General features: G+C 62.2%; 26 protein-coding genes. 6 read left to right on the forward strand and 20 right to left on the reverse strand.

Features of this window, described 5'->3' with window-relative positions:
* The 16 genes from AC3WTO_RS15230 to AC3WTO_RS15305 all read right to left on the reverse strand — a co-directional run bounded on the left by AC3WTO_RS15230 (window position 1) and on the right by AC3WTO_RS15305 (window position 15,498).
* Window positions 1–774 carry an SDR family NAD(P)-dependent oxidoreductase gene (locus tag AC3WTO_RS15230; RefSeq protein ID WP_492461578.1) on the reverse strand — a complete coding sequence of 258 codons (774 nt, stop codon included), beginning with the start codon at window positions 772–774 and terminating at the stop codon, window positions 1–3.
* Window positions 771–1,913 (reverse strand): mandelate racemase/muconate lactonizing enzyme family protein, encoded by a 1,143-nt coding sequence (locus tag AC3WTO_RS15235; protein ID WP_492461579.1) that lies wholly within the window; start codon window positions 1,911–1,913, stop codon window positions 771–773. The genes AC3WTO_RS15230 and AC3WTO_RS15235 overlap by 4 nt, the downstream gene beginning before the upstream one ends.
* A 2-nt stretch (window positions 1,914–1,915) precedes the next feature.
* Window positions 1,916–2,752, reverse strand: coding sequence for an amidohydrolase family protein (locus AC3WTO_RS15240; protein ID WP_492461580.1), 837 nt, complete (start codon window positions 2,750–2,752; stop codon window positions 1,916–1,918).
* Window positions 2,749–3,618 carry a sugar phosphate isomerase/epimerase family protein gene (locus AC3WTO_RS15245; protein WP_492461581.1) on the reverse strand — a complete coding sequence of 290 codons (870 nt, stop codon included), beginning with the start codon at window positions 3,616–3,618 and terminating at the stop codon, window positions 2,749–2,751. Before AC3WTO_RS15245 ends, AC3WTO_RS15240 begins: the two co-directional genes overlap by 4 nt.
* Window positions 3,619–3,625: 7 nt before the next feature.
* Window positions 3,626–4,429, reverse strand: a complete 804-nt coding sequence (locus AC3WTO_RS15250) for an ATP-binding cassette domain-containing protein (protein ID WP_492461583.1) — start codon at window positions 4,427–4,429, stop codon at window positions 3,626–3,628.
* Window positions 4,426–5,427, reverse strand: a complete 1,002-nt coding sequence (locus AC3WTO_RS15255) for an ABC transporter permease (RefSeq protein ID WP_492461584.1) — start codon at window positions 5,425–5,427, stop codon at window positions 4,426–4,428. Before AC3WTO_RS15255 ends, AC3WTO_RS15250 begins: the two co-directional genes overlap by 4 nt.
* Window positions 5,428–5,523: 96 nt before the next feature.
* Complete coding sequence (locus tag AC3WTO_RS15260) at window positions 5,524–6,609, reverse strand: sugar ABC transporter substrate-binding protein (RefSeq protein ID WP_492461585.1); 1,086 nt, start codon at window positions 6,607–6,609, stop codon at window positions 5,524–5,526.
* 60 nt (window positions 6,610–6,669) lie between these two features.
* A complete protein-coding gene (locus AC3WTO_RS15265) occupies window positions 6,670–7,365 on the reverse strand; it encodes an RraA family protein (RefSeq protein WP_492461586.1) in 696 nt (231 codons plus the stop codon).
* A 103-nt stretch (window positions 7,366–7,468) separates the two neighbouring features.
* Window positions 7,469–8,521, reverse strand: coding sequence for a LacI family DNA-binding transcriptional regulator (locus AC3WTO_RS15270; RefSeq protein ID WP_492461587.1), 1,053 nt, complete (start codon window positions 8,519–8,521; stop codon window positions 7,469–7,471).
* Between the two features lie 120 nt (window positions 8,522–8,641).
* Window positions 8,642–9,424 carry an SDR family NAD(P)-dependent oxidoreductase gene (locus AC3WTO_RS15275; protein WP_492461588.1) on the reverse strand — a complete coding sequence of 261 codons (783 nt, stop codon included), beginning with the start codon at window positions 9,422–9,424 and terminating at the stop codon, window positions 8,642–8,644.
* A gap of 139 nt (window positions 9,425–9,563) precedes the next feature.
* Window positions 9,564–10,412 carry a fumarylacetoacetate hydrolase family protein gene (locus AC3WTO_RS15280; RefSeq protein ID WP_492461589.1) on the reverse strand — a complete coding sequence of 283 codons (849 nt, stop codon included), beginning with the start codon at window positions 10,410–10,412 and terminating at the stop codon, window positions 9,564–9,566.
* 14 nt (window positions 10,413–10,426) lie between these two features.
* On the reverse strand, window positions 10,427–11,215 hold the full coding sequence (attM, locus tag AC3WTO_RS15285) for an AttM family quorum-quenching N-acyl homoserine lactonase (RefSeq protein WP_492461590.1): 789 nt from the start codon (window positions 11,213–11,215) through the stop codon (window positions 10,427–10,429).
* A gap of 20 nt (window positions 11,216–11,235) precedes the next feature.
* Complete coding sequence (locus AC3WTO_RS15290) at window positions 11,236–11,661, reverse strand: cupin domain-containing protein (RefSeq protein ID WP_492461591.1); 426 nt, start codon at window positions 11,659–11,661, stop codon at window positions 11,236–11,238.
* A gap of 37 nt (window positions 11,662–11,698) precedes the next feature.
* Window positions 11,699–12,676 carry an ABC transporter permease gene (locus AC3WTO_RS15295; protein ID WP_492461592.1) on the reverse strand — a complete coding sequence of 326 codons (978 nt, stop codon included), beginning with the start codon at window positions 12,674–12,676 and terminating at the stop codon, window positions 11,699–11,701.
* A 17-nt stretch (window positions 12,677–12,693) separates the two neighbouring features.
* Window positions 12,694–14,220: a sugar ABC transporter ATP-binding protein gene (locus tag AC3WTO_RS15300; protein WP_492461593.1), complete on the reverse strand. Its 1,527-nt coding sequence runs from the start codon at window positions 14,218–14,220 to the stop codon at window positions 12,694–12,696.
* A gap of 15 nt (window positions 14,221–14,235) precedes the next feature.
* A complete protein-coding gene (locus AC3WTO_RS15305) occupies window positions 14,236–15,498 on the reverse strand; it encodes a sugar ABC transporter substrate-binding protein (RefSeq protein WP_492461594.1) in 1,263 nt (420 codons plus the stop codon).
* A gap of 229 nt (window positions 15,499–15,727) precedes the next feature.
* Here AC3WTO_RS15305 and AC3WTO_RS15310 point away from each other — a divergent pair, with 229 nt between their 5' ends.
* Both AC3WTO_RS15310 and AC3WTO_RS15315 read left to right on the forward strand, forming a co-directional pair.
* The gene (locus tag AC3WTO_RS15310) at window positions 15,728–16,492 is read left to right on the forward strand and encodes an SDR family NAD(P)-dependent oxidoreductase (protein ID WP_492461595.1); all 765 of its coding nucleotides are present in this window, start codon (window positions 15,728–15,730) and stop codon (window positions 16,490–16,492) included.
* An 86-nt stretch (window positions 16,493–16,578) separates the two neighbouring features.
* Window positions 16,579–17,310: an IclR family transcriptional regulator gene (locus AC3WTO_RS15315; protein ID WP_492558418.1), complete on the forward strand. Its 732-nt coding sequence runs from the start codon at window positions 16,579–16,581 to the stop codon at window positions 17,308–17,310.
* A 6-nt stretch (window positions 17,311–17,316) separates the two neighbouring features.
* Here the strand turns inward: AC3WTO_RS15315 and AC3WTO_RS15320 are convergent, their stop codons facing one another.
* The 3 genes from AC3WTO_RS15320 to AC3WTO_RS15330 all read right to left on the reverse strand — a co-directional run bounded on the left by AC3WTO_RS15320 (window position 17,317) and on the right by AC3WTO_RS15330 (window position 20,602).
* Window positions 17,317–18,174: a sigma factor gene (locus tag AC3WTO_RS15320; RefSeq protein ID WP_492461597.1), complete on the reverse strand. Its 858-nt coding sequence runs from the start codon at window positions 18,172–18,174 to the stop codon at window positions 17,317–17,319.
* An 8-nt stretch (window positions 18,175–18,182) separates the two neighbouring features.
* Window positions 18,183–19,064, reverse strand: a complete 882-nt coding sequence (locus AC3WTO_RS15325) for an alpha/beta fold hydrolase (protein WP_492461598.1) — start codon at window positions 19,062–19,064, stop codon at window positions 18,183–18,185.
* 332 nt (window positions 19,065–19,396) lie between these two features.
* Entirely contained in the window at window positions 19,397–20,602 is a 1,206-nt protein-coding gene (locus tag AC3WTO_RS15330; RefSeq protein WP_492461599.1) for a multidrug effflux MFS transporter, read from the reverse strand.
* 163 nt (window positions 20,603–20,765) lie between these two features.
* Here AC3WTO_RS15330 and AC3WTO_RS15335 point away from each other — a divergent pair, with 163 nt between their 5' ends.
* The 4 genes from AC3WTO_RS15335 to AC3WTO_RS15350 all read left to right on the forward strand — a co-directional run bounded on the left by AC3WTO_RS15335 (window position 20,766) and on the right by AC3WTO_RS15350 (window position 22,563).
* Window positions 20,766–21,446, forward strand: coding sequence for a TetR/AcrR family transcriptional regulator (locus tag AC3WTO_RS15335; protein WP_492461600.1), 681 nt, complete (start codon window positions 20,766–20,768; stop codon window positions 21,444–21,446).
* Window positions 21,447–21,583: 137 nt separating this feature from the next.
* Window positions 21,584–22,120, forward strand: coding sequence for an SspB family protein (locus AC3WTO_RS15340; RefSeq protein ID WP_492461601.1), 537 nt, complete (start codon window positions 21,584–21,586; stop codon window positions 22,118–22,120).
* A gap of 10 nt (window positions 22,121–22,130) precedes the next feature.
* A complete protein-coding gene (locus AC3WTO_RS15345) occupies window positions 22,131–22,337 on the forward strand; it encodes a DUF4169 family protein (protein ID WP_492461602.1) in 207 nt (68 codons plus the stop codon).
* 7 nt (window positions 22,338–22,344) lie between these two features.
* Complete coding sequence (locus AC3WTO_RS15350) at window positions 22,345–22,563, forward strand: ribbon-helix-helix domain-containing protein (RefSeq protein WP_492461603.1); 219 nt, start codon at window positions 22,345–22,347, stop codon at window positions 22,561–22,563.
* Between the two features lie 23 nt (window positions 22,564–22,586).
* Here AC3WTO_RS15350 and AC3WTO_RS15355 read toward each other — a convergent pair whose 3' ends face one another.
* Window positions 22,587–23,843 (reverse strand): SEL1-like repeat protein, encoded by a 1,257-nt coding sequence (locus tag AC3WTO_RS15355; protein WP_492461604.1) that lies wholly within the window; start codon window positions 23,841–23,843, stop codon window positions 22,587–22,589.
* Window positions 23,844–23,894: the final 51 nt, after the last annotated feature.

The raw sequence follows: 23,894 nt of genomic DNA on the forward strand, positions 1-23,894 counted from the left end.
TCAACCCTCCAATCCGGGCAGGCGCGCCATCGACACGCCCATCGCCCCGTCGACACGCAAGGTCGTGCCGCTGACATAGTCGGCCGCGTCGGAGACGAGATAGGCGACCGCGGCGGCGATCTCCCGCGGCTGGGCGCGGCGCTTCCAGGGCAGCTTGCTGGCGCTTTCGGCGAGGAATTCTTCCGAATAGAAGAGCCGTTCGCCGGGCGTGTCGGTCCAGCCCGGTTCGACGAGATTGACCGAGACGCGATACTCGGCAAGCTCATGCGCTGCCGTCAAAGCGAGCTGGCGCAATGCCGCCTCCGCCACATTGTAGGACAGCGCCCCCGCGAAGGGGCGGATCGCGTGCGGAGAACTGATGACGACGATGCGCCCGCCGCCATGTGCCACCATTACGGTCGCCGCCGTGCGTATCAGGGCAAAGGCGCCGACCACGGTGACGTCGAACGAATCGCGCAGCGAAGCCGCATCGGTGTCGAGCAGCCGGCCATGTTTCTCCAGCGCGACGGCCGAGACCAGGATGTCGACGCTGCCATGGCGGGCGACATGGTCCGCCACCGCGTTCTCGACATCTTCAGGGTCGCCGCAGTCGACGCGATGAACCGTGCCACTGCCGCCGGCGGCCTCGATCTCGGCGAGCGCGTGCTGAGCCGCCGTCTCGTCGATATCGAAGAGTGCCACATGCACGCCGCCTGCTGCGATCGCCGCCGCGCAGGCGGCCCCGATGCCACCGCCCGCCCCGGTAACGATCGCGGTCCGCTGACGCGAGCTCATGACGCCACCTTCAGTGACATCAGTCGCTCCTCATCCACCGCGATGCCGAAGCCAGGACCATCCGGCACCTTGACCTCGCCATTCTCAAACACCAGCCGTTCGGCCAGCAGCTCGCGGCTGACGGCATCGCCGGCAGTGTTGAATTCGATGAAGGTCTCGCGCGGCAGGAAAGCCACGAAATGCAAGGTCGCAGCGGTCAGGATTTCCGATCCCCAGGCATGTGGGCAAAGTTCGACATTGGCGCTTTCGGCCAGATAGGCGATCTTGCGCGCCACGGTCAGGCCGCCGCAGCGCGACAGATCCGGCTGCAGCACATCGATGCCGACATCGTTCACCAGGCGGGCAAACTCGGTCATCCCTGTCTCGGCTTCACCGGCGGCGACACGAACGCCGACCTGCTCGACGACGCGCCTGTAGGTATCATAGTCGTCCGGCAGGCACGGCTCCTCCACCCAATACGGCCGGACATGCTCGATGGCGCGGATGAGCTGGACCGTCTCGCGTACCGTGCGCCGCTTGCGCCAGCCGACATCGATCATCAGTTCGCGGTCGTCACCCAAGCCATCACGGGCCGCCTCGGCGAGCGCGACGTCACGTTTCAGCTCGGCGCCGAACGGCCCCCAGCCGAATTTCGCGGCGCGGAACCCCTGCTCGCGATAGATGCGCCCGGCGTCGCGGTTTGCCGCCGGGGTGTCGCGGAACAAAGTGCTGGCATAAGCCGTCACCCGATCCCGCCGCTTGCCGCCGAGCAGCGTGGCGACCGGCAGGCCGGTTGCCTTGCCCATGATATCCCAGCAAGCGAGATCGACGCCGCTGATGGCCTGCACCACGGCGCCGCGCCGCCCGTAATAGTAGGAGCCCTGGTAGAGCCTCGACCACAAGGGTTCGACCTGCATCGGGTCCTGTCCGAGCGCCAGCGCCTTCAGCCCGGAGAACAGGCCCGAAGCCTCGCCGGGCGCGCCGACGATCGCTGCGGCGACGTGCGGCTGGCTTTCGATCTGCGAATAGCCGGTGATGCCCTCGTCGGTGCGCACAATGAACACACAGCTCTGCTTCTGGCCGTGGACATCGCCACCGGCTTCCGAGCCGTAGTCGCCGGGCGCCTCGATGACGACGACCTCGATGTCAGTGATCTTCATGCTCAGAAACCCACGGTCTCGAAGGGGTCGGTGGTGCGTACATGCTCGACCAGCCGGGCAAGATCGTCCGGCGGATTGTCGCCAAGCGTCCGTTCCAGCGCACGGTCGACCACATCCGCCGTTGCGAACGGATAGTCGGTTCCGAACAGGAGCTTCTTTCCAACACCATATTCGGCGGCCGAAAGCAGCGCGTTGCGGAAGTGGCGCGGTCGTCCCTCCAGACCGGACACGTCGGCGAAGACATTGGGGTGCTTGCGCACCACGACGATGCATTCGTCGATCCAGGGATGGCCCATATGTGCGATCATGATGCGCATCTTCGGAAAGGTGCGCGCAATTTCGTCGATCTGGTAGGGCAGCGCGTATTTCAGCACAGAGTTTCGCACGAAGGTCGCGCCCTGGTGCCAGATGATCGGCAGGTCATAGGCTTCGATGCGTGCGTAGAGCGCGAAGGCTTCCGCACACAGCGGGTCGAAACCCTGATAGGTGGGCGCGAGCTTGACGCCGCCCATGCCAAGCCCCTCGACGCCGTGCGCCAGCCGTTTCAGCGCGTCGGGGCGCATCGGGTCGACCGAGGTGAAACCGACCAGCCGGCTGCGGTCGCGGCTGACATAATCCGCGACATAGTCGTCCGGCACGATCAGGCCGGAATGGCGCGCATCGAAGGCCAGAACGACGGAACGCCTGGTTGTGCCGGCAACGGCCTGCCAATGCGCCTCGGGCGAGGCATCGACCCTGTCGACATCGGGCCAGACCTGACGCAGGTCGTGGGCGAACTCATCCGACATATGTTCGCGCAACCACACATGCGTGTGGATGTCGCCGGGGAAAGTGGTCATTGCAGTCCTCCACTATGACGCGCTGCCCCGGCAATCAGCGGCTCGAGCGCGGCTCTGGTTTCCACGATCGCGGTCAGCACATCCATGGTGTTGCACCGCCATTGCCTCATCGGCGTGTATTCGACGCAGACGGCACCTGCGCAGCCCGCGCCGGCGAGAGCCTCGAACAGCGCGGCGAAGTCGGTCTCGTTGCGCAGCCATTCGACCTGGATTTCACCGGGCCGCGCAGCCCGCGCATGAACGAGATCGACCCGTCCCGAGCGCACAAGCGGCAGGACGCGATCGAAGCCGATCGACTGTGCCGCGAAGTGCGAGACATCCAGCACGAGGGCCAGCCCCCGCACCTCGGCCAGCAGATGTTCCACCAGTTCTGGTGTCGAGGCGATCGAGCCCATATTCGGTTCGATGCGCAGCCCGATGCCCGCATGTTCCGCCCTGTCGACACGCCATCCCAGTTCGTCGACGCAGCAGCGCCAGCCCGCCTGCGAAGCACCCGGCCAGGGCGTGCCTGGCAGGACGGTCACCGCCGGCGCGCCAAGCTCCACGGCAAAACGCACCGCCGTTTCGAAAACAGTCCGCGCGCGCCGGCGCCATGCGCCGTCCGGCGCATTGACGGCACCGCCGGAAAAATCGCCGCCGCGCAGGATCAGGAACAGATCCTCGATGCGCAATCCGGCGGAGACGAGCTCCTGCCGCGCCGCCGCGGCCTGCTCGCGCCAGCCCTGCACGAAGGCCGCCATCTGCGCATCATCGTCGAGAAACAGCTCCATCACGACGCCGTCGAACCCGAGCAGGCGGACGAGCTGCAAGCGCTCGCGCCGCCGCAATGCCGGAAAGGAATAATCGCTGCAGGCCAGGCGCATCATCGGACCATCAGTGTCCCGACGACAAGGCGGCTTGTTCGGCCGGCACGGGCCGGCTGACACGCTCCAGGTCGAAACCGACGATCAGGCGGATCAGCTGTTCGGTGTCGACGTCGGTCGCCGCGCGGTTGGCGATGATGCGCCCCTGCTTGAGCACGACGACGCGATCGGCGACCTCGACGACATGCGGCAGGATATGCGTGATCAGCACCACCGCGACGCCCTTTGCCGCGACCTTGCGGGCCAGGGACAGCACCGCTTGGGATTGCTCGACGCCCAGCGAGGCGGTCGGTTCGTCCATGAACAGCACGTCCTTGGCCCATGCGGCGGCACGCGCAATGGCGATCGCCTGCTGCTGGCCGCCGGAAAGCCGACCGACGGGCACACCGGTGATCGAGCCGATCTTGGCGCCGAGTTCGCGCAGCAACGTGCCACTAGTTTCGGTCATCGCCTTGCGGTCGAGGATGTTGAACGGCTTCAGCCAACCGCCTACCATGACCTCCCGGCCGAGATAGAGATTGGCGACGACATCACGGTTCGGCGCCAGCGACAGATCCTGGTAGATCGTCTCGATGCCGCGCAGGCGGGCATCCTGCGGGCTGGCGAGATTGACCGGCACGCCATTGTGCAGGATCTCGCCCTCGTCGGGCCGGATCACGCCCGACAGCATCTTCACCAGTGTCGACTTGCCGGCGCCATTGTCGCCGACCAGTGCCACCACCTCGCCGCGCGAGATCGAAAAGTCGAGCGAATCTGCCGCCACGATCGGCCCATAACGTTTGGTCAGGCCGCGTGCTTCGAGTACCGGGCTCATGATCTCTCCCTCGCCTTGCGCCGCAGTTCATCGGCCAGCACCGCGAGCAGCAGCGCGAGTCCCTGGACGATGATCTGCCAGTAGGCCGGTACGCCGAGCAGCGTCAGCCCGTTGTTGAGAACGCCCAGCATGATGACGCCGAGCAATGTGCCACCGACCGAGCCACGCCCGCCGAGCAGGCTGGTGCCGCCCAGGATGACACCGGCGACCACGGTGAGCTCGGAACCCGTGCCCGCCATCGAAATGCCGGCACCGGTGATCCCGACCAGCACGATGCCGGCGACGGCCGCCGACAGCGAGGACAGGCAATAGACGATGGCCCGGACGCGCGGCACGGAAATACCGGCCCTGAGCGCGGCCGATTCCGAGCCGCCGATGGCATAGATATGCGCGCCGAGCCGCGTGTAGCGCAGGATGACGAACACGACCAACAGAACCGCCAGCATGACATAGATCGGGAATGGCACGCCCAGCACCCGGCCATTGCCTATGAAGTCGATCAGCCCGTTCTGCACCAGGATGGCATTGCCGCCGCCGCTCGACCAGGCATGGGCAATGCCGCGATAAAGAAACTGCGTGCCGATGGTGACGATGAAGGGGTTGATGCCGACGCGTACGATCAGCAGGCTGTTCAGCCCGCCACAGATGAGGCCGACCGCCAGGGCAAAAAGGATGGCGACCCAGCCGGGCATTCCCGAAGCCGTGGCCTGGGCAAGCGCGATGCCGCTCAATGCCACGACGGAACCCAGCGACAGGTCGAGCCCACCGCTGATCAGCACGATCGTGGCAACGAAGGCCATGATCGCGGTCACCGAAACGGCGACGCCGATATTGGCGAAATTGGTCGGGGTCAGGAAATAAGGGCTGAGGAAGGTGATGGCGATCGCCAGGGCGACGATGGTCGCTATGAGACCGCTCTGTTCCGGCAAGCGGATGGCTTCGCGCCTCCCGCCTGAACCGGACGGTCTTTGTGTCTGATAGGGTTCGGTCGCTGCCATCGGGCCTCGCCTCATGAGAGATCAGCCGGACAAATGTCCGCTCGGATTTCGGGAAAGAATAGAGCCCGGCCGTTGGGCCAGGCTCAACGGCCAGCCTTACGGATGGACGACCACCGGCTCGGAGAACACCTGGGTGGGCACCGGCAACCCTTCGGCGATATCGAGCGCCAGGGATATTTGGTAGACGCCGCGCAGTTCCGGAGCCTGGCTGACATCGCCGACGAAGGTCGGATCACCGCCATTGACGATCGCCATCGCACCCGGATCGACATCCGTTCCGATCAATATGGCCCGCTCGCCCAGGCCCGCCGCCTTGTAGGCGGCATACATGCCGAGCGCCTGCACGTCGGTGATGGCGTTGGAGATCACATATCTGGCGCCGGGATGCGCGGTCAGCCAGTCGGTCACCTTGGAACGCGCCTCGAGCGATCCTTCAGCCTGGCGGCAATCGAGCAGCGTCGCCTGCTCCGCCGGCATTCCGGGGAAGGCTTCCACCACTTTCTTCTGGAATGTCGAGACACGGGCATGCGGACCGTTTTCGGAGCTGCCGACCTCTGTGTTGGCGCAGGAAACCGCCCAGATATCCTTCGCTTCCCAGCCACGCTTCCTGGCAACCTCGATCGCATATTCGGCGGCAACCCGACCGACATCCGCCTGCTGCGCGGCAAAGAAGATCGCGTTGGGTGGCGGCACGAGGTCCGCCAGCACCACCGGCAGGCAGGCACCGTCATATTTCTTCATCAGTGCCGGCAGCACCGCGTCCACCTCGGTGCCTTCCAGCACCACGTCCGGCGCGTACTGGACAACGGTATCGGCAACCACCAGCGGCTGTGTGGTGCTTGGATATTGTGAATCGAACAGCCGCAGTTCGACACCGGCATCCGCCGCTGCCTTCTCCATGCCCGGCGTCCACTTGGCCATGAACGGTCCCGTGGTCAGCGGCTGGATGAATGCGAATTTCAGCGGCTTGGCGGCCTTGCGCAGCTTCGCTTCGTATTTTTCAGGGTGATCCTTGGCCGGCACGAACTTGCAGCTCGACCGGTCATAGACGACCCATTCCTTGCTGTGGCTGGCATATTGCGTGATTGAAATCGCGTCCTGCGCACAAGAAGCGCTCGCCAGCAACGTTGCCGTGGCAAAAACCGCCACGGATGCGAGCAGACCAGACATATTTCCTTTCATGCTCTTCCTCCCATCTCCCCCAAAGGGCCGAGGCCGGCGCTCCGACCTCGGCATCAAGCACTACAAGATCCCATACTTCTCGAAGACGACGGCCAATGGTGTCCCCTTCAGGAGTTCTGCCTTGGTGTTGTTTTCGCCATTCACCTTCTCGAAGGCGAGCCGAAGCGCTTCAGCCTCGATCGCCTGCGGGACAACCACGACACCGTCGGCATCGCCGAACACGATGTCGCCCGACCGCACCAGCGCTCCGCCGCATTCAATGGCGGTGTCCATCGCCACCATCTTGCCGCGCCCCTTGCTGTCGAGCGGACCAATGCCGCCATGGAACACCGGGAACTGCGACTGGATGATGCTTTTGGTGTCGCGAACCAGTCCGTCGGTGACGCAGCCGACGGCTCCCCTCACCCGCGACGCGGTGCTGAGCAGATCGCCCCACGGCGCGATGCGGCCGGTGTTGCCGCACCCGATGATCGCCACTTCGCCGGCCTTGAGGTCGTCCACGAAGGCGATTTCCGTTTCATAGGGGTTCTCGCCCTCGATGACCTCATACACATCCGCATAGAAGCCGGTGCGCGCGCGGCCGACCATGATCAGCGAAGGATCGAGCGGCCTGATCCTGGGCGACATTGCTTGGCGCGTGTAGCCAAGGCCGTCGAGGACATCGGAGAGGACTGCGGTGAACAGCAGCTCCCTGACTTTTTCGAGCTCCGGAATGGCCTTTCCAGGGGGCTCAGCGAGGGTTTGGGCGACGGTCACGTCTGATACCTTTCACATTGGTTTGATTAAGTTGGTGTAACGTTACATCAACTTAAATCACTGTCAATAGCGACGAGACGCGTGTCGGCAAAATTTCGGAGGCTCAGTTGTTGGTTGACGCTGGCTTGCTGGACCGGCCCTGCCGGAAGATGACCGGCAGCACCACGTCGCGCTGTTCGAAAGCACCTGTCTTCAGCATGTCGACCAGAAGATCGCCGGCGCGATGGCCGATTTCGCGCGCCGGGGACAGCACCGTTGTCATGGTGGGATCGACGAACTTCCAGAACTCGAAGCCGTTGAACCCGGTAATCTGGATCTGATCGGGCACGCTGAACCCGGCAAGCTGGCAGGCCCGCATCGCCGCGATCGCCATCTGATCGTTCAGCCCGACGATCGCATCCGGCGCCTTTTTCGCAGCCAGCGCCTGTTTCACTTCGCCGAATGTGACATCGAAGCTCTCATCCCCGCAGACCAGGACCTCGATGTCGATCCCCGGCACCTGTTCGAGCCTGTCGCGAAAACCCTTCTCGCGCAGCTTCATGGCCGGCCACACCGCGCGCGGTGCCAGCATCCAGAACCGCTGGCTTCCGGACGCGAGCAGATGATCGGCGACTTGCCGGCCGCCGGCGAAATCGTCCTGCCGAACCACGGCAATGGAGCTAGCGGCTGCCTTTGTGTCGTCCTGCAACAAAACGATCGGAACATCGAAGCCGAGCAGTTCCTCCACGAACCATCGCCTTTCCGTTTCCGTGCCGGACAGCATCAGCACGATGCCATCGGCCTGGATGCCCTGGAACAGGCCGGCGGTGCGGAACTGCGACGGTTTGATGGCCCGGATCGTCAGCGTGTAGCCGATCTCGGTCAGGAAGTTGGTCAGGCCGGTGATGACTGCGGTGGTGAACGGATCGCTCAGGAAGTCCGAATTCTCATCGACGACCAGCAGCCCGATGGTCCACTCCTTTGACAGACGAAAGCGGCGTGCGGCGACGGAAGGACGATAGCCGATACGCTCGATCACCTCACGCACACGCTGCGCCGTCTCTTCGGTGAAGCGGCCCGTCGAGTTGATGACGTTCGAAACCGTGATCGGCGATACACCGGCTTCGCGCGCGACATCCTTGACCGTCGGCTTCGAAGCTTTTCGTGTCATGCTCATCAGGCCTGCCTGTCGGGGCGCGATCGCATCGCGGGGTATCCCCTCCTTAGTCAGCCGGTCTGCCGATGACAAGCAGACGGCCGGCGATGCCGGGATGGCCTCTCGCAAGTGTCGATAGTCTCAGCCTGGATAAAGGCCGCTTTCGGTAGCCACGCGCCGATAGGCTGCACCGGCGGTAAAGCCGCCGTCGATCACGAAATCCTCGCCGGTGATGAAACTCGACGCCTCGCTTGCCAGGAACATCACAAGTCTGGCGACTTCTTCCACCGTGCCGCTTCGCTTCATCGGCGTGAGGTCGATCATCGGCTTGAGATGCGGCGCCTCGGCATTGAGGCCGGTCACGATCAGCCCAGGGCAAACGCTGTTCACGCGGATGCCCCAGGAGACATATTCCATCGCCGCAGTGCGGGTCAGGCCACGCAACCCCCATTTGCTCGCCGTATAGGCAGGATCGTAATGGCCGGAGAAGGCGCTGTTGGAGGAGATGTTGACGATGCTGCCTCCACCGCTCCGGCGCATCAGTGGAGCCGCGGCCTGGATGCCGAGAAACGGGCCGGTCAGGTTGATGGCCATCAGGCGCTGCCAGGCGTCGAGCGGCGTGTCATTGATCGACTTGCGGTTGATGATGCCTGCATTGTTCACCAGGATATCCAGGCGTCCCTTCCAGGATTCGACACGGTCGATCGCGCGGGCCCAGCCCTCCTTGCTGGCGACATCGAGAGCCAGGAAGCGCGCCTCGCGGCCCTCCGAGACGAGAGCCCCGGCAAGGTCTTCACCTTCCCGTTCCAGGACATCGCAGATCAGCACCGCCGCTCCGGCTTCCGCAAGCAGGCGCGCTTCGGCTTCCCCCTGGCCACGTCCGCCACCGGTGACGATGGCGACGCGATCGGCAAGATTGGTCATGACAAGCTTCCTTCAGGAGCATGATCTCGAACTGAAGGTCAGCACAGCAAAAAGCTGCGGACTTTTCGGACAAGGATCATGCGGCAAACAAAGAATCCGAGGGGAATATCGATTCACCTCGATCGCATTTCGCTCGAGGTCAGGGACGAGCGGGGATGGTGCGTTGTGTCTGGCTTCCCAGGCCCTGCACGCCGAGGCGGATGGTCTGGCCCGGTTTCAGGAAAACCTGCGGCTTCTGGCCGAGCCCGACGCCGGGCGGCGTGCCAGTGGCGATGATGTCTCCCGGCTCCAGCGTCATGAACTGACTGATGTAAGCAACGAGTTCGGCGACCCCGAAGATCATCGTGCGGGTCGAGCCGTTCTGGTAGCGCGTGCTGTCGACCTCCAGCCACAGATCAAGCACCTGCGGGTCGGGAACCTCGTCGCGCGTGACCAGCCAGGGGCCGATCGGCCCGAAACTGTCGTGGCTCTTGCCCTTTGTCCACTGCCCGCCCCGTTCCGACTGAAAGGCGCGCTCGGAGACGTCGTTGACCGTGCAGTAGCCGGCGACATGTTCGAAGGCATCGGTCTCGCGCACGTATTTCGCCCGCTTTCCGATGACGATCCCGAGTTCGACCTCCCAATCCGTCTTGGTGGAACCTTGCGGAATCTCGATGTCGTCATTCGGGCCGCAGACGGCACTTGTCGCCTTCATGAACAGGATCGGTTCGGCCGGCGGTTCCTTGCCGGTTTCCCGCGCGTGATCGGCATAGTTCAGCCCCACGCAGATGAACTTGCCGATCCTGCCGACGCAGGCCCCGATGCGGGGCTCGCCCTGCACCAGCGGCAGCGTGTCCGGATCGACGGCCCTCAAGGCGGCAAGGCTGCCATCCGAGAGCGTTTCGCCCGCGATGTCGGCAACAATACCGGACAGGTCTCGCAGTCCGCCCTGGCGATCGACGAGACCCGGTTTTTCCTGCCCGACCGGGCCAAAGCGCAGCAGTTTCATGCCGTCCTCACATCTCAGTAAAAATCGGGGGCTTTCTTTAGCGCCGCCCATTGCGTGCCGTCATGGCCGGCAACAACCAGCGCATCCGTCTTTTCCTGCACGGCGCGCAGCTTCTTGACTGAGCGGACGGAATCGACGGCGGAATGGAGGGCGCCGGGAAGCGCCTTTTCTTCCCAATGGTCGAGCGTGTCGGCGGCGTCGACCGCCAGAAGCACCGATTGGCCGCTGGAGGTGCGCACGAGGATCGATTGATGGCCGCCGGTGTGCCCGGGCGAACGGATCAGCACGATCGAGCCGTCACCATAGAGGTCATAGAAATCGCCCCAGGCGTCCTCGAGCAGAAGCCATTTCAGATTTGGATTGTCGAAATCCTTGCGCACATAGGCGCCGGTGGCGAACCAGTCCGGTGTGAAGGCGTATTCATACTCGTTGCGCTGCACGACATGGGTCGCATTGGGGAAGCGCCCGACAGCACCGACATGGTCGAGATGCAGATGCGACAGCACGACGTGCTTCACGCTTCCGATGTCGACGCCAAGCTTCTCGAGCTGGGCCACACAGCCCTGTTCCGGTGTCAGCACCGGATAGAAGAACTGCGCAACCGCACCCCAGTGCCCATGCGGGTCGGTTGCGCATTCGACCGGCGTGCCGCCATCGATGACGACATTGCCCTTCGGATGGGTGATGTAGAAGAAGGGAACGGGGATTTCGTGGTCGGCGTCCCCGCCCTGGTTAAGATAAATGTCGTGATACTTGCACTTCAAGATGCCGGTATCGAACATGTAAAGGCGAATGTCGGTCATTGGTTCTCCTCCCGCTGGTGTCACGCGCGCGAATAGCCGACGAGAACGGAATCGTCGACGTCAGGCAGGTTGACCACGATGTTGTCCGGCGTGCGTGCCGTCAGCCAGATGAGGTCTTCCGTCGTGCTCATATTGACCTCGACATGCGGCATATGGGGCGGAACGAACACGAAGTCGCCCTCTTCCATGTCGAGATATTCGGCGTAGTTTTCGCCGAAATAGATGCGGCCCTTACCCTTGAAGACATAGCCGCCCGTCTCGGCGTCGCCGTGGTGATGCGGCAGCGAGCGGTAGCCGGGCTTGTTGCTGACCTTGCCGAACCAGATCTTTGTTGCCGGCGTGTGCTGCGGGCTGACGCCGGAGATGCGCACAGCGCCACCCGACTGGCCGGTGCCGGCATGTTCCTGGTCCTTGCGGGTGACGACGGGAACGATCTTTGCGCTCATGTCTGCTCCTTGAATACGGAATTTGCGATGGACGCGCTCACTTGATGAACGCGTATTTCTTGCGGTCGATGGTGGAGGCGACGGCCAGGATGATGACCAGCCCCTTGATCACCTCTTGGGTGAAGCTGCTGACTTCGGTGACGTCCATGCCATTGGACAGGATGGCGATGACCAGCACACCAAGGATGGTGCGCTGCGGGCCGCCGATGCCGCCCGACAGTGCCGTTCCGCCCATGACGATCGCGGCGATGGAATCGAGCAGCATGTTCGCGCCCGCAGCCGGCGTGCCGGCGCCGACCTGCGCCGTCAAAAGCACGCCGGCCAACCCGCACAGCGCTCCCGACAGCATGAAGGCATAGACCTTGTAGCGATTGACCGGGACCCCGCTGTTGGCGGCGACGACCTCGCCACCACCGATGGCGAACAGATACCGGCCGAGCACGGTGTTGAAAGCGACGAACGCCAGCAGCGCGGCAGCCGCCAATGCCACCAGGATGATGGTCGGGATGCCGGGGATGTATTCGGCATTGACCAGATCGGTGAGGCTGAGATCCATGAACATGATCGAGGAACCGCCACAGATCATGTTGGCGACGCCCGACAGGATCGACAGCATGCCAAGCGTGACCAGGAAGGACGGTACCTTGAGCATGATCAGAGTCATGCCGTTCACGAGGCCGACAAGGAGACCGGCACCGATGCCGGCCGCTACAGCTGCGAGCGGACCAGCCGCGTCGATAGTCAGGGCCGCGACGATGCCGGACAGCGTGACGATCGAGCCGACCGAAAGATCGATCGACCCGATCATGATCACCATCGTTCCGGCCAGCGCGACGAGCAGCAGCACGGACGACTGGCGGCCGATGTTCATGACGTTGTCGAAGGTCGCGAAATACGGGTTCTGCACTGTGAACAGGACGGCGAGCGCGAGGATCACCAGCAGCGGATAGAGCGACACCGCATGTTTGGCGATCCACTGGCCGGGTCGGATCTGTGCCGGGTTGGATTGAGACACTCTGGTTTCCATTTCTGTCAGACCATGTGGGTTACGACCGCCGTCTCGGCGGGCTTGTCATGGGCGGGAGCAGCGATCTCGGCGGAGACCCGGCCCGAGCGCAGCGTGACGATCCGGTTCGAGAGCCCGATGATCTCAGGCAGGTTGTCGGAGATCAGCACGATCGCCACGCCATCGCGGGCCAGTTTGCGCAGCAGCGCATAGATTTCTTCCTTGGCGCCGACATCGAGGCCGCGGCCGGGATCGTCGAGCACGAACAGCTTGATGCCGCGCGCCAGCCATTTGGCGAACACGACCTTCTGGGCATTGCCGCCGGAGAGGTTGCGGATCTGGATGGCACGGCCGGGTGTTCGCACACGCAGGCGCTGGATCCAGTCATCGGTAACCTCCCATTGCCGTCGCGACGACAGGATAGGCCAGCGGCCGAAGCGGAAGCTGCGCAGGCTTGGCAGCGTCAGGTTCCATTCCACCGAATGCATCCCGATGACGCCGGCAATGTTGCGTTCGGCTGGGACGTTGCCGATGTCGGCCGCCAGCGCCGATGCAAGCGAGCCCGGGCGTAGGCGCTTTGTGTTGACGAAGATGTCTCCGGCCTTGACCGCCAACGCACCGGCGATGGCGTGACCGAGGGTTGTCTTGCCGGAGCCGAGAACACCGGCCACGCCGACAATCTCGCCGGCGCGAACGCTAAGCGACACCTTGTCGAGTTGGCCCGGAACGACGAGGTCACGGGCATCGAGCACGACGTCCCCGAAATCCTCGCGCTGCTCGCTTTCCTTGTAATAGCCGGCCGAGCGCGCGCGCCCGACGATCGCCTCGTGAAGCAGGTCCGGCGTCGCTTCCGACACCGGCCAGGTACCGTTGATGGCACCATCTTTGAGTGCGGCGACGCGGTCGCACACCGCAAAGACGTCGGAAAGCCTGTGGGAGACAAGGATGATGGAGGCCTTGCCGCGCCAGCGCCGGATCGAGTTGAACAGGATTTGCGTTTCGGCATCCGACAGTGCGCTTGTCGGCTCGTCGAGCAGGATGACGGGCTCGACCGGATAGATGCGGCCAAGCGCAAAGGCCTTTGCGATCTCGACCAGTTGTCGTTCTCCGAAGGCCAGGCTCCCTGTCATGGCCAGCGGGTCGATGGCGATGCCCAGTTCTTCGAGGACATCGGCGGCGAGCCTGACCATCGCCTGCCTGCCGAGAATGCCGGCTTTGGCGAAGCCGGCTTCACGACCCAGCAACATGTTTTCGAACACGCGCAGGTTGGCGATGAGACCCTGCTCCTGAAACACCGTGGCAATGCCGGCGCGCGCCGCATCCGCCGGCGAACCAAGGTTGACACGCGCGCCACCAACAAAGAGATCGCCTTCGGTGGGCCGCACCGTGCCGTTGATGACGGAGATCAGCGTCGACTTGCCTGCCCCATTCTCACCAACCAGCCCAAGAACGCCATGGCGTTCGAGGGACAGGCTGACGCGACGGAGAGCCGTTACCGGTCCGTATTGTTTGGTGACGCCGCGAAGCTCGAGCGCCGGAACCATGGTGTTCATGACGATACGCGCTGGTCAGGCCTTCACGGGGCCGGTCTTGTAGTGCTCGGCATAGAGCGCATCGACCGAGGAGAAAGCGCCCTTTTCCTTTGCGCCGGCATAGGCGGCGTTGAGACGCTCTTTGCCTTCGGGGAACGGGGCCCAATAGGTTTCCGGATCGATCGCGGTGATCTTGTTCTGGGGATCCCAATTGTCCGGATTGAGCGTGCGGCTCATCAGCGCCCAGTCGAACGGATTGGAACCCTCGCCATAGATCGCCTGCTCGATGCGCGCCGCATCCTTGGCCGTGGCCAGCGCGGAGCCGGTGAACAGCAGCCTTTCGCCGAGCGTCGGCTTCCAGCCGTTGAGGGCATCGAATGCCAGCACTGCGGTGAAGCCCGCGCCGTAGGGCGGCAGAGACGTGTGGGTTGCGATCATCTGTTCGCCCTTGGCCACCTCGCGCAGGCCTTCCGGCAAGCCGTCGACGCCCGAGACCTTGACGTGATCCAGCTTGCGCTCGCGCAGAACCGAAAGCACGCCGAGCGCCATGTTGTCGTTCTGGGCGAACACGCCCTTCATGTCGGGATGCGCGGTGACCATCGACAGCATGACCTTGCGTGCCTGTTCGCGGTCCCAGTTCGCACGCAGCCCACCGACGATCTTGATGCCCGGATATTCCTTGGCCGCCTGCATCAGGCCCGCGGTGCGGTAGGAATCCGTCGGGGTCGCCATGCCGGCGATGTGCACGATCTTCCCTTCCCCGCCGACGCTTTCGAATAGCGCCTTGGCAACCTCATAGGCACCTTCCACCGAATTCGGCGTGACGAAGGAAACATAGAAATCGCCGACATCCGACGGCGTGAACCAGGCCGGCGATTCCCAGCTCGGCACATAGTGGATGCCATTGTCCTGGCAGAACTTCGCGACCGTAGGCAGCGAGCCCGCCGGCTCGACGCAACCGATCAGCATCCTGGCCGAACTGGCTGGCAGGCTGCGTATCTGGGACAGCTGCCTGGCGGTGTCGTTCTGGTGGAACAACTCCTGAGTTTCGAGGCCGAGCGCCTTCGAAGCGGTGCCGAAGGCGCGTGTCCAGACCGACCAGTAGTCGTTGGCGGGCGTCGAGACCTGGTTGGCGATCTTGCCGCGAATGACGGTTGCGGCCTCCGCCACGCGTGACACAGCCGGCGTCATCGCCAGCGAAATGCCTGCAGCGCCCATCAACTTCATGAATGTTCGCCGGCCTACGCCTTCGTCGAGCGAATGCAGGGTCGCCAGCGTGTTGAGTTCTTTATCGGTCACAATCATCCTCCCAAGCAAGAATTTTGATAATTCTCACATTACGATAATTAGCAAATTTCTAATCTGTCAAGAGGGCGGCGGCATACGACTTTTCCACACGCCTCCCCCTTCACGGAAAGCTTGCATATCGACCCGCCTGGCGGTTAGGCAGCAAGACTTTGCCTCACCACTTGACATGCGTATTTTCAACAAATTATCGTATTGTAAGAAATTACACATCGGAGAATCCATGCTCAATGGTCAAGCCGCAATCGTTTCCGGCGCGGCACACCCAGACGGGATCGGCTTTGCCATTGCGCGCACCCTGGCGAGGTCCGGCGCCAGCGTGGTGATCATCGATCTCGATCCGGCAAGCTGCAGCCAGGCGGCCGCGACCCTGAGCGAGGAACTCTCTTCGTCCGAAGCGGGACGTGTCGTCGGCATGCCCGCGGATGTGCGGGACGGCTCGGCACTCGGCGAAGTGGTGGCGCAGACGAAAGCGTTGTTCGGCAGGCTCGACATCGTCGTGAACAATGCCGGCATCGCGCAGGCCAGGAAGCTGCTCGATATCACCGAACAGGACTGGCAAACCACGCTCGACATCAATCTGGGCGGCATGCTGAAGCTGTCGCAGGCCGCCATTCCGGTCATGAATGATGGCGGCGCCATCGTATGCATCGCCTCCATCGCGGCCCAGCGTGGCGGCGGCCTGCTCGGAGGACCACATTACGCAGCCTCGAAAGGCGGCGTCCTGGCGCTGGCCAAGAGCATGGCGCGCGAATTCGGTGCTCGCGGCATCCGGGTGAACTGCATCAATCCCGGCATCATCATCACGCCGATGAACGTGAATGCCTTCGACGAGGCCACCAAGCGGCGGTTCGTCGAGACGATCCCACTGCAGCGCTTTGGAACACCGCAGGACGTCGCCAATACATGCCTGTTCCTGGCTTCGCCGCTCGCGGGCTACATCACTGGCACCGCGGTGGACATCAATGGTGGAATGCACATCCACTGATTGACGCCCATGACCGCGCCTTTCATAGACTAGCCAAGCAACGCGGCCTTGACGTCAAGTCGCAGGAACCGGAGTCACTTCACCGTATGGACAGCCTTCAGCGGATGATTGCGATCTTTGACCTGTTCGACGGTGACCGTACGGCCGTGACCGCCGAGGAAGTGACGACCGCGCTCGATTGTTCGGTACCCACCGCCTACCGTTATCTCAAGACGTTGAGCACCGCCGGCCTTATCGCTCCAGACATCCAGCGCGGCTTCACCCTGGGGGCGCGCATCATCCAGCTCGACCGCCAGATCCGGTTGAACGACCCGCTGCTGCATCGGGCCGGCGATGTGATGAACGAGCTCATCAAGCAGGTCAAAGGCAACCTGATGGTGTGCGGCTATTATGGCAAGAACGTCGTGTGCATCGCGCAGGCCTGGCCGGACCGCACGGTTCTCACCAGCTATGACCGCGGCCGGCCGATGCCGCTTCTCAAAGGGGCCGCCGGCAAGGCAATCCTGGCGCATCTGCCCGATCATCGCCTGCGCAGCCTGATGCTGTCGAATGCCGCCGAGATCTCGGCCGCCGGCTTGGGCAACGACTGGGCAGGCTTTCGCAAGACCCTGAAGGATATTCGCAGGCAAGGCTATTCATTCAGCCGCGGTGAAGTCGACAGTCGCAATGCGGGTATCGCAGCACCCATCCTTTCCAGCGACAAGCGTATCCTGGGCAGCCTGGTCATCGTCATTCCCAGCCAGGATCTCGACGACGCTCTGGTTCCGGAAATTGCCGAGAAGATCAAGACAGGTGCGCAGGCGATCGCGGTGTATTGAAACGCATCAGCCCAGTCGAACCCAATCTATGGCTTCGAGAATATAAGGCGTGAACAGGAAGTCGCGGATCCCGACGATCTCGTTTTCACGCCAGTCGACCAGCACAAAATGCGACGGCTTGTCCATCGGGCCGGTGCTGTCGAATACGAGCATCGCCGGCCGGCCTTCGACGCCCCCCAGGGCGAAACGCCATTTCGCCACTTCGCCGTAACGCGTGAAATAAGGAACGACTTTCTCGCGGCCCTGCCACCGCAGCCTGTTCACCAGATCGAGCTTGACGTCATCGGCAAGCATGGTGCGGATCGCGTCGAAATCGCCGGTCTGGAACAGCTGTACGAAGGTTGCGATCTTGCGGCGGTCCTGTTCGGGCATCAGCGGCAGGCGAGTATCTTCCGGCGCCTGTGCGAGCTGGCGCAGTGCCACCCGCCCGCGCTGCAGCGCCGATTTGGCGGCGGCAGGAGAGCATTCGGCAATGCCCGCGACCTCTTCGACCGAATGACCGAGCACATCCTTGAGGATCACGGCGCAGCGCTGAAGTTCGGGCAGTTGCAGGAATGTCTGAAAGCTGACCGCGACGATATCCCCTTCCGTCATCGGTACCGCCTCGACGTCTTCGGTGAGCGGGACAATCATGTTGCGGGAACTGGCCCGCAGGAAATCGAGGCTGGCATTGTGCGCGATGCGGAACAGCCAGCCTTCGAGGTTGTCGACCTCGGTGCCTTGGGCCCGCGCGTGAAGCGCCTTGACCAAGGTGTCCTGCAGGACATCCTCGCCAGTGATCGCCGATCCGGTCATGCGCGCGCAATAGCGATGAAGGCGTGGTCGCAACGCAGTCAGCCGATTCTCGAATTCGTCCGGGGTCATGATCAGGCCTACACCGCTTCTGCGCACTGAAGCGCCATGGATTGAGCATGAATGTCGATCAGGAGCTTCGACAGGACCGCCGGTTGCGACAGGAAAGGCGAATGGCTGCTTTCCAATGTATGGGTGGCCGTCCTGCCGCCGATACTCGCATCGACCATTGCGATCATGCGATCCTGGCCTGTCAACGGCACTGCGCGATCCTGCGTACAGCGGATGTAGTGGCGCGCCACGGTGCCAAATCGCGCCGAGGTGATTTCCGACAGGGCGAGCGCGCCGAGGTTCGATTCGTCGCAATGCAACTGCAGGACCGCCTGCTCGAAGTCGTCTTCCGAAACGTCTGCATAAAACGACGCCTTGAGCAGCGATCTGTAGGCTTTGTCTCTCGATCCGGCGTGGATCCTGGTCGCGCCGATGGTGACGGGATCACCCACGAACAGCCTTGGCGACAGTGCCGAAGACATGGAATCGTGCTGGAGCATGGCGAGCAACGGCACGCCGCTCGGCACCAGGAATCCGGCAAGATAGACGACCGCCTGAAGCCGGTGCGGAATCTGCTCGGTAACCGCCGAAACAGTCATGCCGCCAGCCGAATGCCCGACCAGGATAACCTTGCCGTTGCCCAGCAATGCCGCTTCTTCGTTCAACGCGACGACTGCCTGTGTCCGCTCTTCCTGCGTGATGGCTGCGACGGGCGATCGCTCGATGGCGAAGGCGGCAGGGTCGTAGGGATGAAGCGATACCGGTGCGATCGAATGCGCACCAGCGCCGGGAAGATCGAGGGTCAGCACCGCAAAACCGCTGGCATTGAGGATTGGCGAGACCTTGTCCCAGGCTGAATGGTTGTGCCAACCACCGTGAACCAGGACGAAAACTGCTTTGGCTGCTGACATCGTCACACCCCTTTCTTCGACATTATGAGCTTTGCTGCTTGCGTGAGACAAAGCTTGGCTGCTGGCCGGGCTCAACCTTCCGCGGGTCGATCAAAATGACAGGCTCCTCGGTCATGGCACGCGTCCTTGCATTTCGGACAAGGCAAGGACGATGACAAAGCCGGAAACGGATCGCGCGACCTGAGATTTTTCGGGAGATCCCTCATGCTCCGCTTTGTGCCGCAGTGCCCAAGTGTTTCGGCGCAGCGGCCAGCACGCCTTGCGTGAGGCTCAGGCCAGAATACAAAAAGGCCGGGCAAAGCCCGGCCTTTCAGCAGTCTTGGGAGAGACTTCTATTCCGCCGGTGCCTCGACGGACTGGCGGGCACGACCGAGCGTGACCTGCGTCAATGCAAAGGCAATCACGGCGGCAAGCGTGATGCCTGCCACCATCGGCAGCGGCGTTCCGTCAAAGAACAGGCCGGCAATGCCCATCGCCACGGCACCGATGGCGAAATGCAGCGTGCCCATCAACGCCGACGCCGTGCCGGCAATAGAGCCGTGCTCTTCCATGGCCAGCACCGAGGTGGTCGGGATGACGAGGCCGAGGAAGCCGTAGCCGACGAACAGCAGGCTCGCCATCACGTCCAGCCGGTCGACGCCGGAAGCCATCACCGCAAGCAGCACCACCATCGCGGTGGCATAGCCGACGACGGCCACCTTCACGACCCGCTTCAATCCAAAACGATCCGCCAGCAGCCCCGTCATCTGCGACATGCCGATGAAGGCGACGGCGTTGATCGAGAAGAACACGCTGTAGAGCGAAGGCGAAAGTCCATAGTGGTCGATCAGGATGAAAGAGGAGCTCGCCAGATAGACGAAGAAGGAGGCAATGCCGAAACCACCGATCGCCGTCAGTCCGAGGAAATTGCGATCGTTGAGCAGGAACCAGTACCCCTTCAGCGCCGAGCTGAAAGACGAGCCGACCCGGTCCTCGACCGGACGTGTCTCCTCCTGCGCCGTGGCCAGAAGCACGATGGCGATCACCGCCGCGCCAGTCAGCACCCAGAACACGGCGCGCCAGCCAAGCGTTTCGATGATCAGGCTGCCGGAGAGCGGCGCCAGGATGGGCGACACCGAAAACACCAGCATCAGCAGCGACATCAGCTTGGCGGCCTCGTTGCCGGTGTGCATGTCACGCACGACAGCCCGCGGAATGGCCATGCCTGCACTCGCGCCCAGCCCTTGCAGGAAACGGAACGCGATAAGCCATTCAATATTTGGCGCCATCGCCGAGCCGATGCCACCGACGATGAAGAGCGCAAGCCCGACATAGAGCGGTGGCTTGCGGCCGAACATGTCGGACAATGGACCAACAACGATCTGGCCGAAGCCCATCGACAGGAAAAAGATCAAAAGGCTCATCTGCACGGCAGAGGTGCCGGCATTGAGATCGGCACCGATCGAAGGCAGCGCCGGCAGATACATGTCGACGGCGAAGGCACCTACGGCAGACATAAGGCCGAGCAGCACCGCGGTGCGGAGAAAATGCGCGTTCATGATATGGCTCTTTCAAATCAGGTCGCTGCCGCGATGCGGCGTCTGACCCAAGGACGTTCCATCCCCTGAGATGCCGACACCAGAAACGCCGCATCTCCAATCTTGTAGTCCAGAAAATTAGACACTCTTGTCTAAATTGTCAATCACGGCTATATAGATTTTTATGAGCCAGACGATTGCTGCTGACAGTTCTCCACCGCGCGGCCACGAAGCCAAAAGGGTTGCGATCGTGGATGCTGCCATGTCGGTTTTCTGCCGCGAAGGCTTCGCCGGCGCCAACATCGACCTGATTGCCGCGGAAGCAGGCGTTTCGCGCCAGACCGTCTACAATCATCACGGCGACAAGGAAAAGCTGTTTGTCGCAGTGGTGCGCGAACTGACCGAACGCTGCAATGCCGGTATTTTCGCGACCCTGGCCACTTTCCCCGACCAGCCCAGGGATCTCGAAGCGGATCTGATCGGCTATGCCGTACGCATGAACCGCAATTGCATCTGCAGCCGTGACGGCAAATTCCTGCGCAAGCTGATCCAGACCGAGGGTGAGCGTTATCCTGAACTGTTCGCCGAATGGCGTTCGAATGGTCCGGGCACCACGCTGCCGGCACTTGCCGCGCGCTTCGCGCGCCTTGCCTTTGCTGGACATCTCACCATCGATGACCCGGACGTGACCGCAAGCCACTTCGTCGGCCTGATCAACGCCGAATTGCAGATCGAATTCATGATGGGCGTCCAGCCGAGCCAGGAAGAAGTCCTGCAGTCGGCCACCCACGGCGTGCGAACCTTCCTGCGAGCCTACGGCGCCCGGCAACCCGTCTCTCGCCAGCGTGAGGCGGTTCTGGCCTAAGCGAACAAAGTCGCGAAAGCGTCACTCGAAGACGGCTTTGGTGTTGGCCACTGTGCCGGCGCCCTCTATATGCGGTTTACGAGCCCGCCAAGCTTGATTACAGCTATGCGGACGATTCAACGGAACCGCCCAGGCATATGGCCGACGACCACATTCGCTACGACATCCTGGCTCAGGAGGCTTTGCGCGGCGTCATGCGCAAAGTGCTGGCCGAGGTCGCGCGCACCGGCCTTCCGGGCAACCACCATTTCTTCATCACCTTCCTGACCGGAGCGCCCGGCGTGCGCATTTCGTCGCGCCTGCGCGAACGCTATCCCGAGCAGATGACCATCGTCATCCAGTTCCAGTACTGGGATCTGAAGGTGACGGAAGCAGGTTTCGAAGTCGGCCTGTCTTTCTCCGATATTCCGGAAAAGCTGGAGATCCCGTTCTCTGCCGTACGCGGCTTCTACGATCCATCGGTGAATTTCGAACTCGAATTCGATGTTCGGACCGATACTGCCGACGAGGTGGAAGAGAAGCCGGCGGCGGAACCCGTCGCGCTTGCTCCCGAAAAGAAGTCCGAATCGAAGAAGAAAGCGGCGGCGGCGGAACCTGAGAAGCCAGCGGCCGATGAGCCTGCCACCGGCAAGGGCGCCGAAGTCGTCTCGCTCGACGCCTTCCGCAAGAAATAATTCGATCGCCATGGCCGAGATCGTCAATCTCCGCCAGTTCAAGAAGGGCAAGGCGCGCGAGCAGCGCGCCGCTGCAGCCGAGCAGAACCGTGCCCTGCACGGCCGCAGCAAAAGCGAGAAGCAGCGCGACGAGCTGGAAGCCGAGAAAGCCGAACGGCTTGTCGATGGCCACCGCCGCGAGCCAACCACCGGCACGCCTTCCACCGACAAGAGCTGAGCAGCGCGTGAGCCTGGTCGAAAAACGCTCCGTCACCATACGCGGCCACCGCACGTCCTATTCGCTGGAAAAGCCGTTTTCCGACGAACTTGCCGCGATCGCCGAAAACCGCGGCCTCGCCCTCGCGGCGTTGGTGGCCGAGATCGACGAGCAACGCCCGCGCGAAGCCAACCTGTCGTCGGCGCTGCGGCTTTACGTGCTGGATTGGCTGAAGCGAGATCGCTAACCAGCAGGATTCTCATCCGCGGATCAAAGCAATCCGCCCGAACCATTGGGAAGAAGTTTCTTCAGCGCGTTCTGGGCGTCTTCATTTCCCTGCCCCGCTGCTCTCCTCCACCAACGCTCGGCTTCCACCGCGTCTGTTTGAACGCCCCGCCCCTTGAGATACATCACACCGAGATTGTACTGCGCACTAGCGTCGCCCTGTTTTGCAGCTTCCAAAAACCATCTCAGCGCCTGTGTATCGTCTTGCCTGGTACCCCTTCCGAGGAAGTGGAGTTTTCCAAGATAAGATTGCGCTTCTTTCAATCCGTGTTCCGCCGACCGGCGGATCCAAAGGAAGGCGAGCGTTTCGTCTGCGCTCACCCCAGAACCGTTCAAATACAAGGTGCCGAGATAGAGTTGGGCGTCTGGCTGGTTCTGCTCGGATGCCTTGCGCAGCCATTGCACAGCCAGCACATCGTTTTTCGGAACGCCCTTCGCTTCGAAGTACATTGTACCAAGTACATATTGTGCAGAGATGTGCCCTTGTTCGCCGGCCTTGCTGCACCATCGGAAGGCAGTTGGATATTCTTGCACTACACCAACACCACCGAGGTAGATGTAGCAGAGAGAATATTGCGCTTCGGCGTTCCCCTGTTTTGCGGCTTTGTGATACAGTTCCGCAGCTTGAACATCGTCGTGCGGCACTCCTCGCCCAGAACCATACAACATGCCAAGCGCCTGTTCGGCTTCGGCCAACCCCTGCCCTGCTGCCTTTTGCAGCCACTGAGCGGCTTGCGTGTCATCTTGCTTGACTGCGATGCCTTCTAGGTGGGCAATCCCCACATTGTATTGCCCAGCGGCATCCCCCTGCAGCGCCGCCTGACGAAACAACCGCAGCGCAATTTCATTGTCCTTAATGACCCCCTCGCCTGTCACATAGAGGCCAGCTAGAGCCACCTGCGCATAAGAATTGCCTCTATTTGCAGATTCTCTCAAATAAGATATTGATTTATCAAGATTTTTCGCGACGCCATTTCCAGTATAATACTTACACGCGAGATATATCCTGTAGTAATCATTACCAGCAGAAAGGCGTTTTGCCTTCTCTAATCCGGCCTCATCGACGCCATCCTGACAACCATATGCCAAGCCGATCGATACACTATGTATGAAAAAATAATAACAGAAGCATGAAACAGCCAAAAGACATAAAACTATCGGCCATCGCCTAAATAGCATTGAATATTTAGCAGAAAGCAATTTTCGCCCCGCCAATGTCAAAACATCCGAATACAGTGCCAAGAACGCTGTAATTTTTCAAGCTGGCAAACCATAGGCTTCTTAGAAGAAACT

Source organism: Mesorhizobium sp. EU05-FHT14A09 (genome assembly GCF_058790995.1).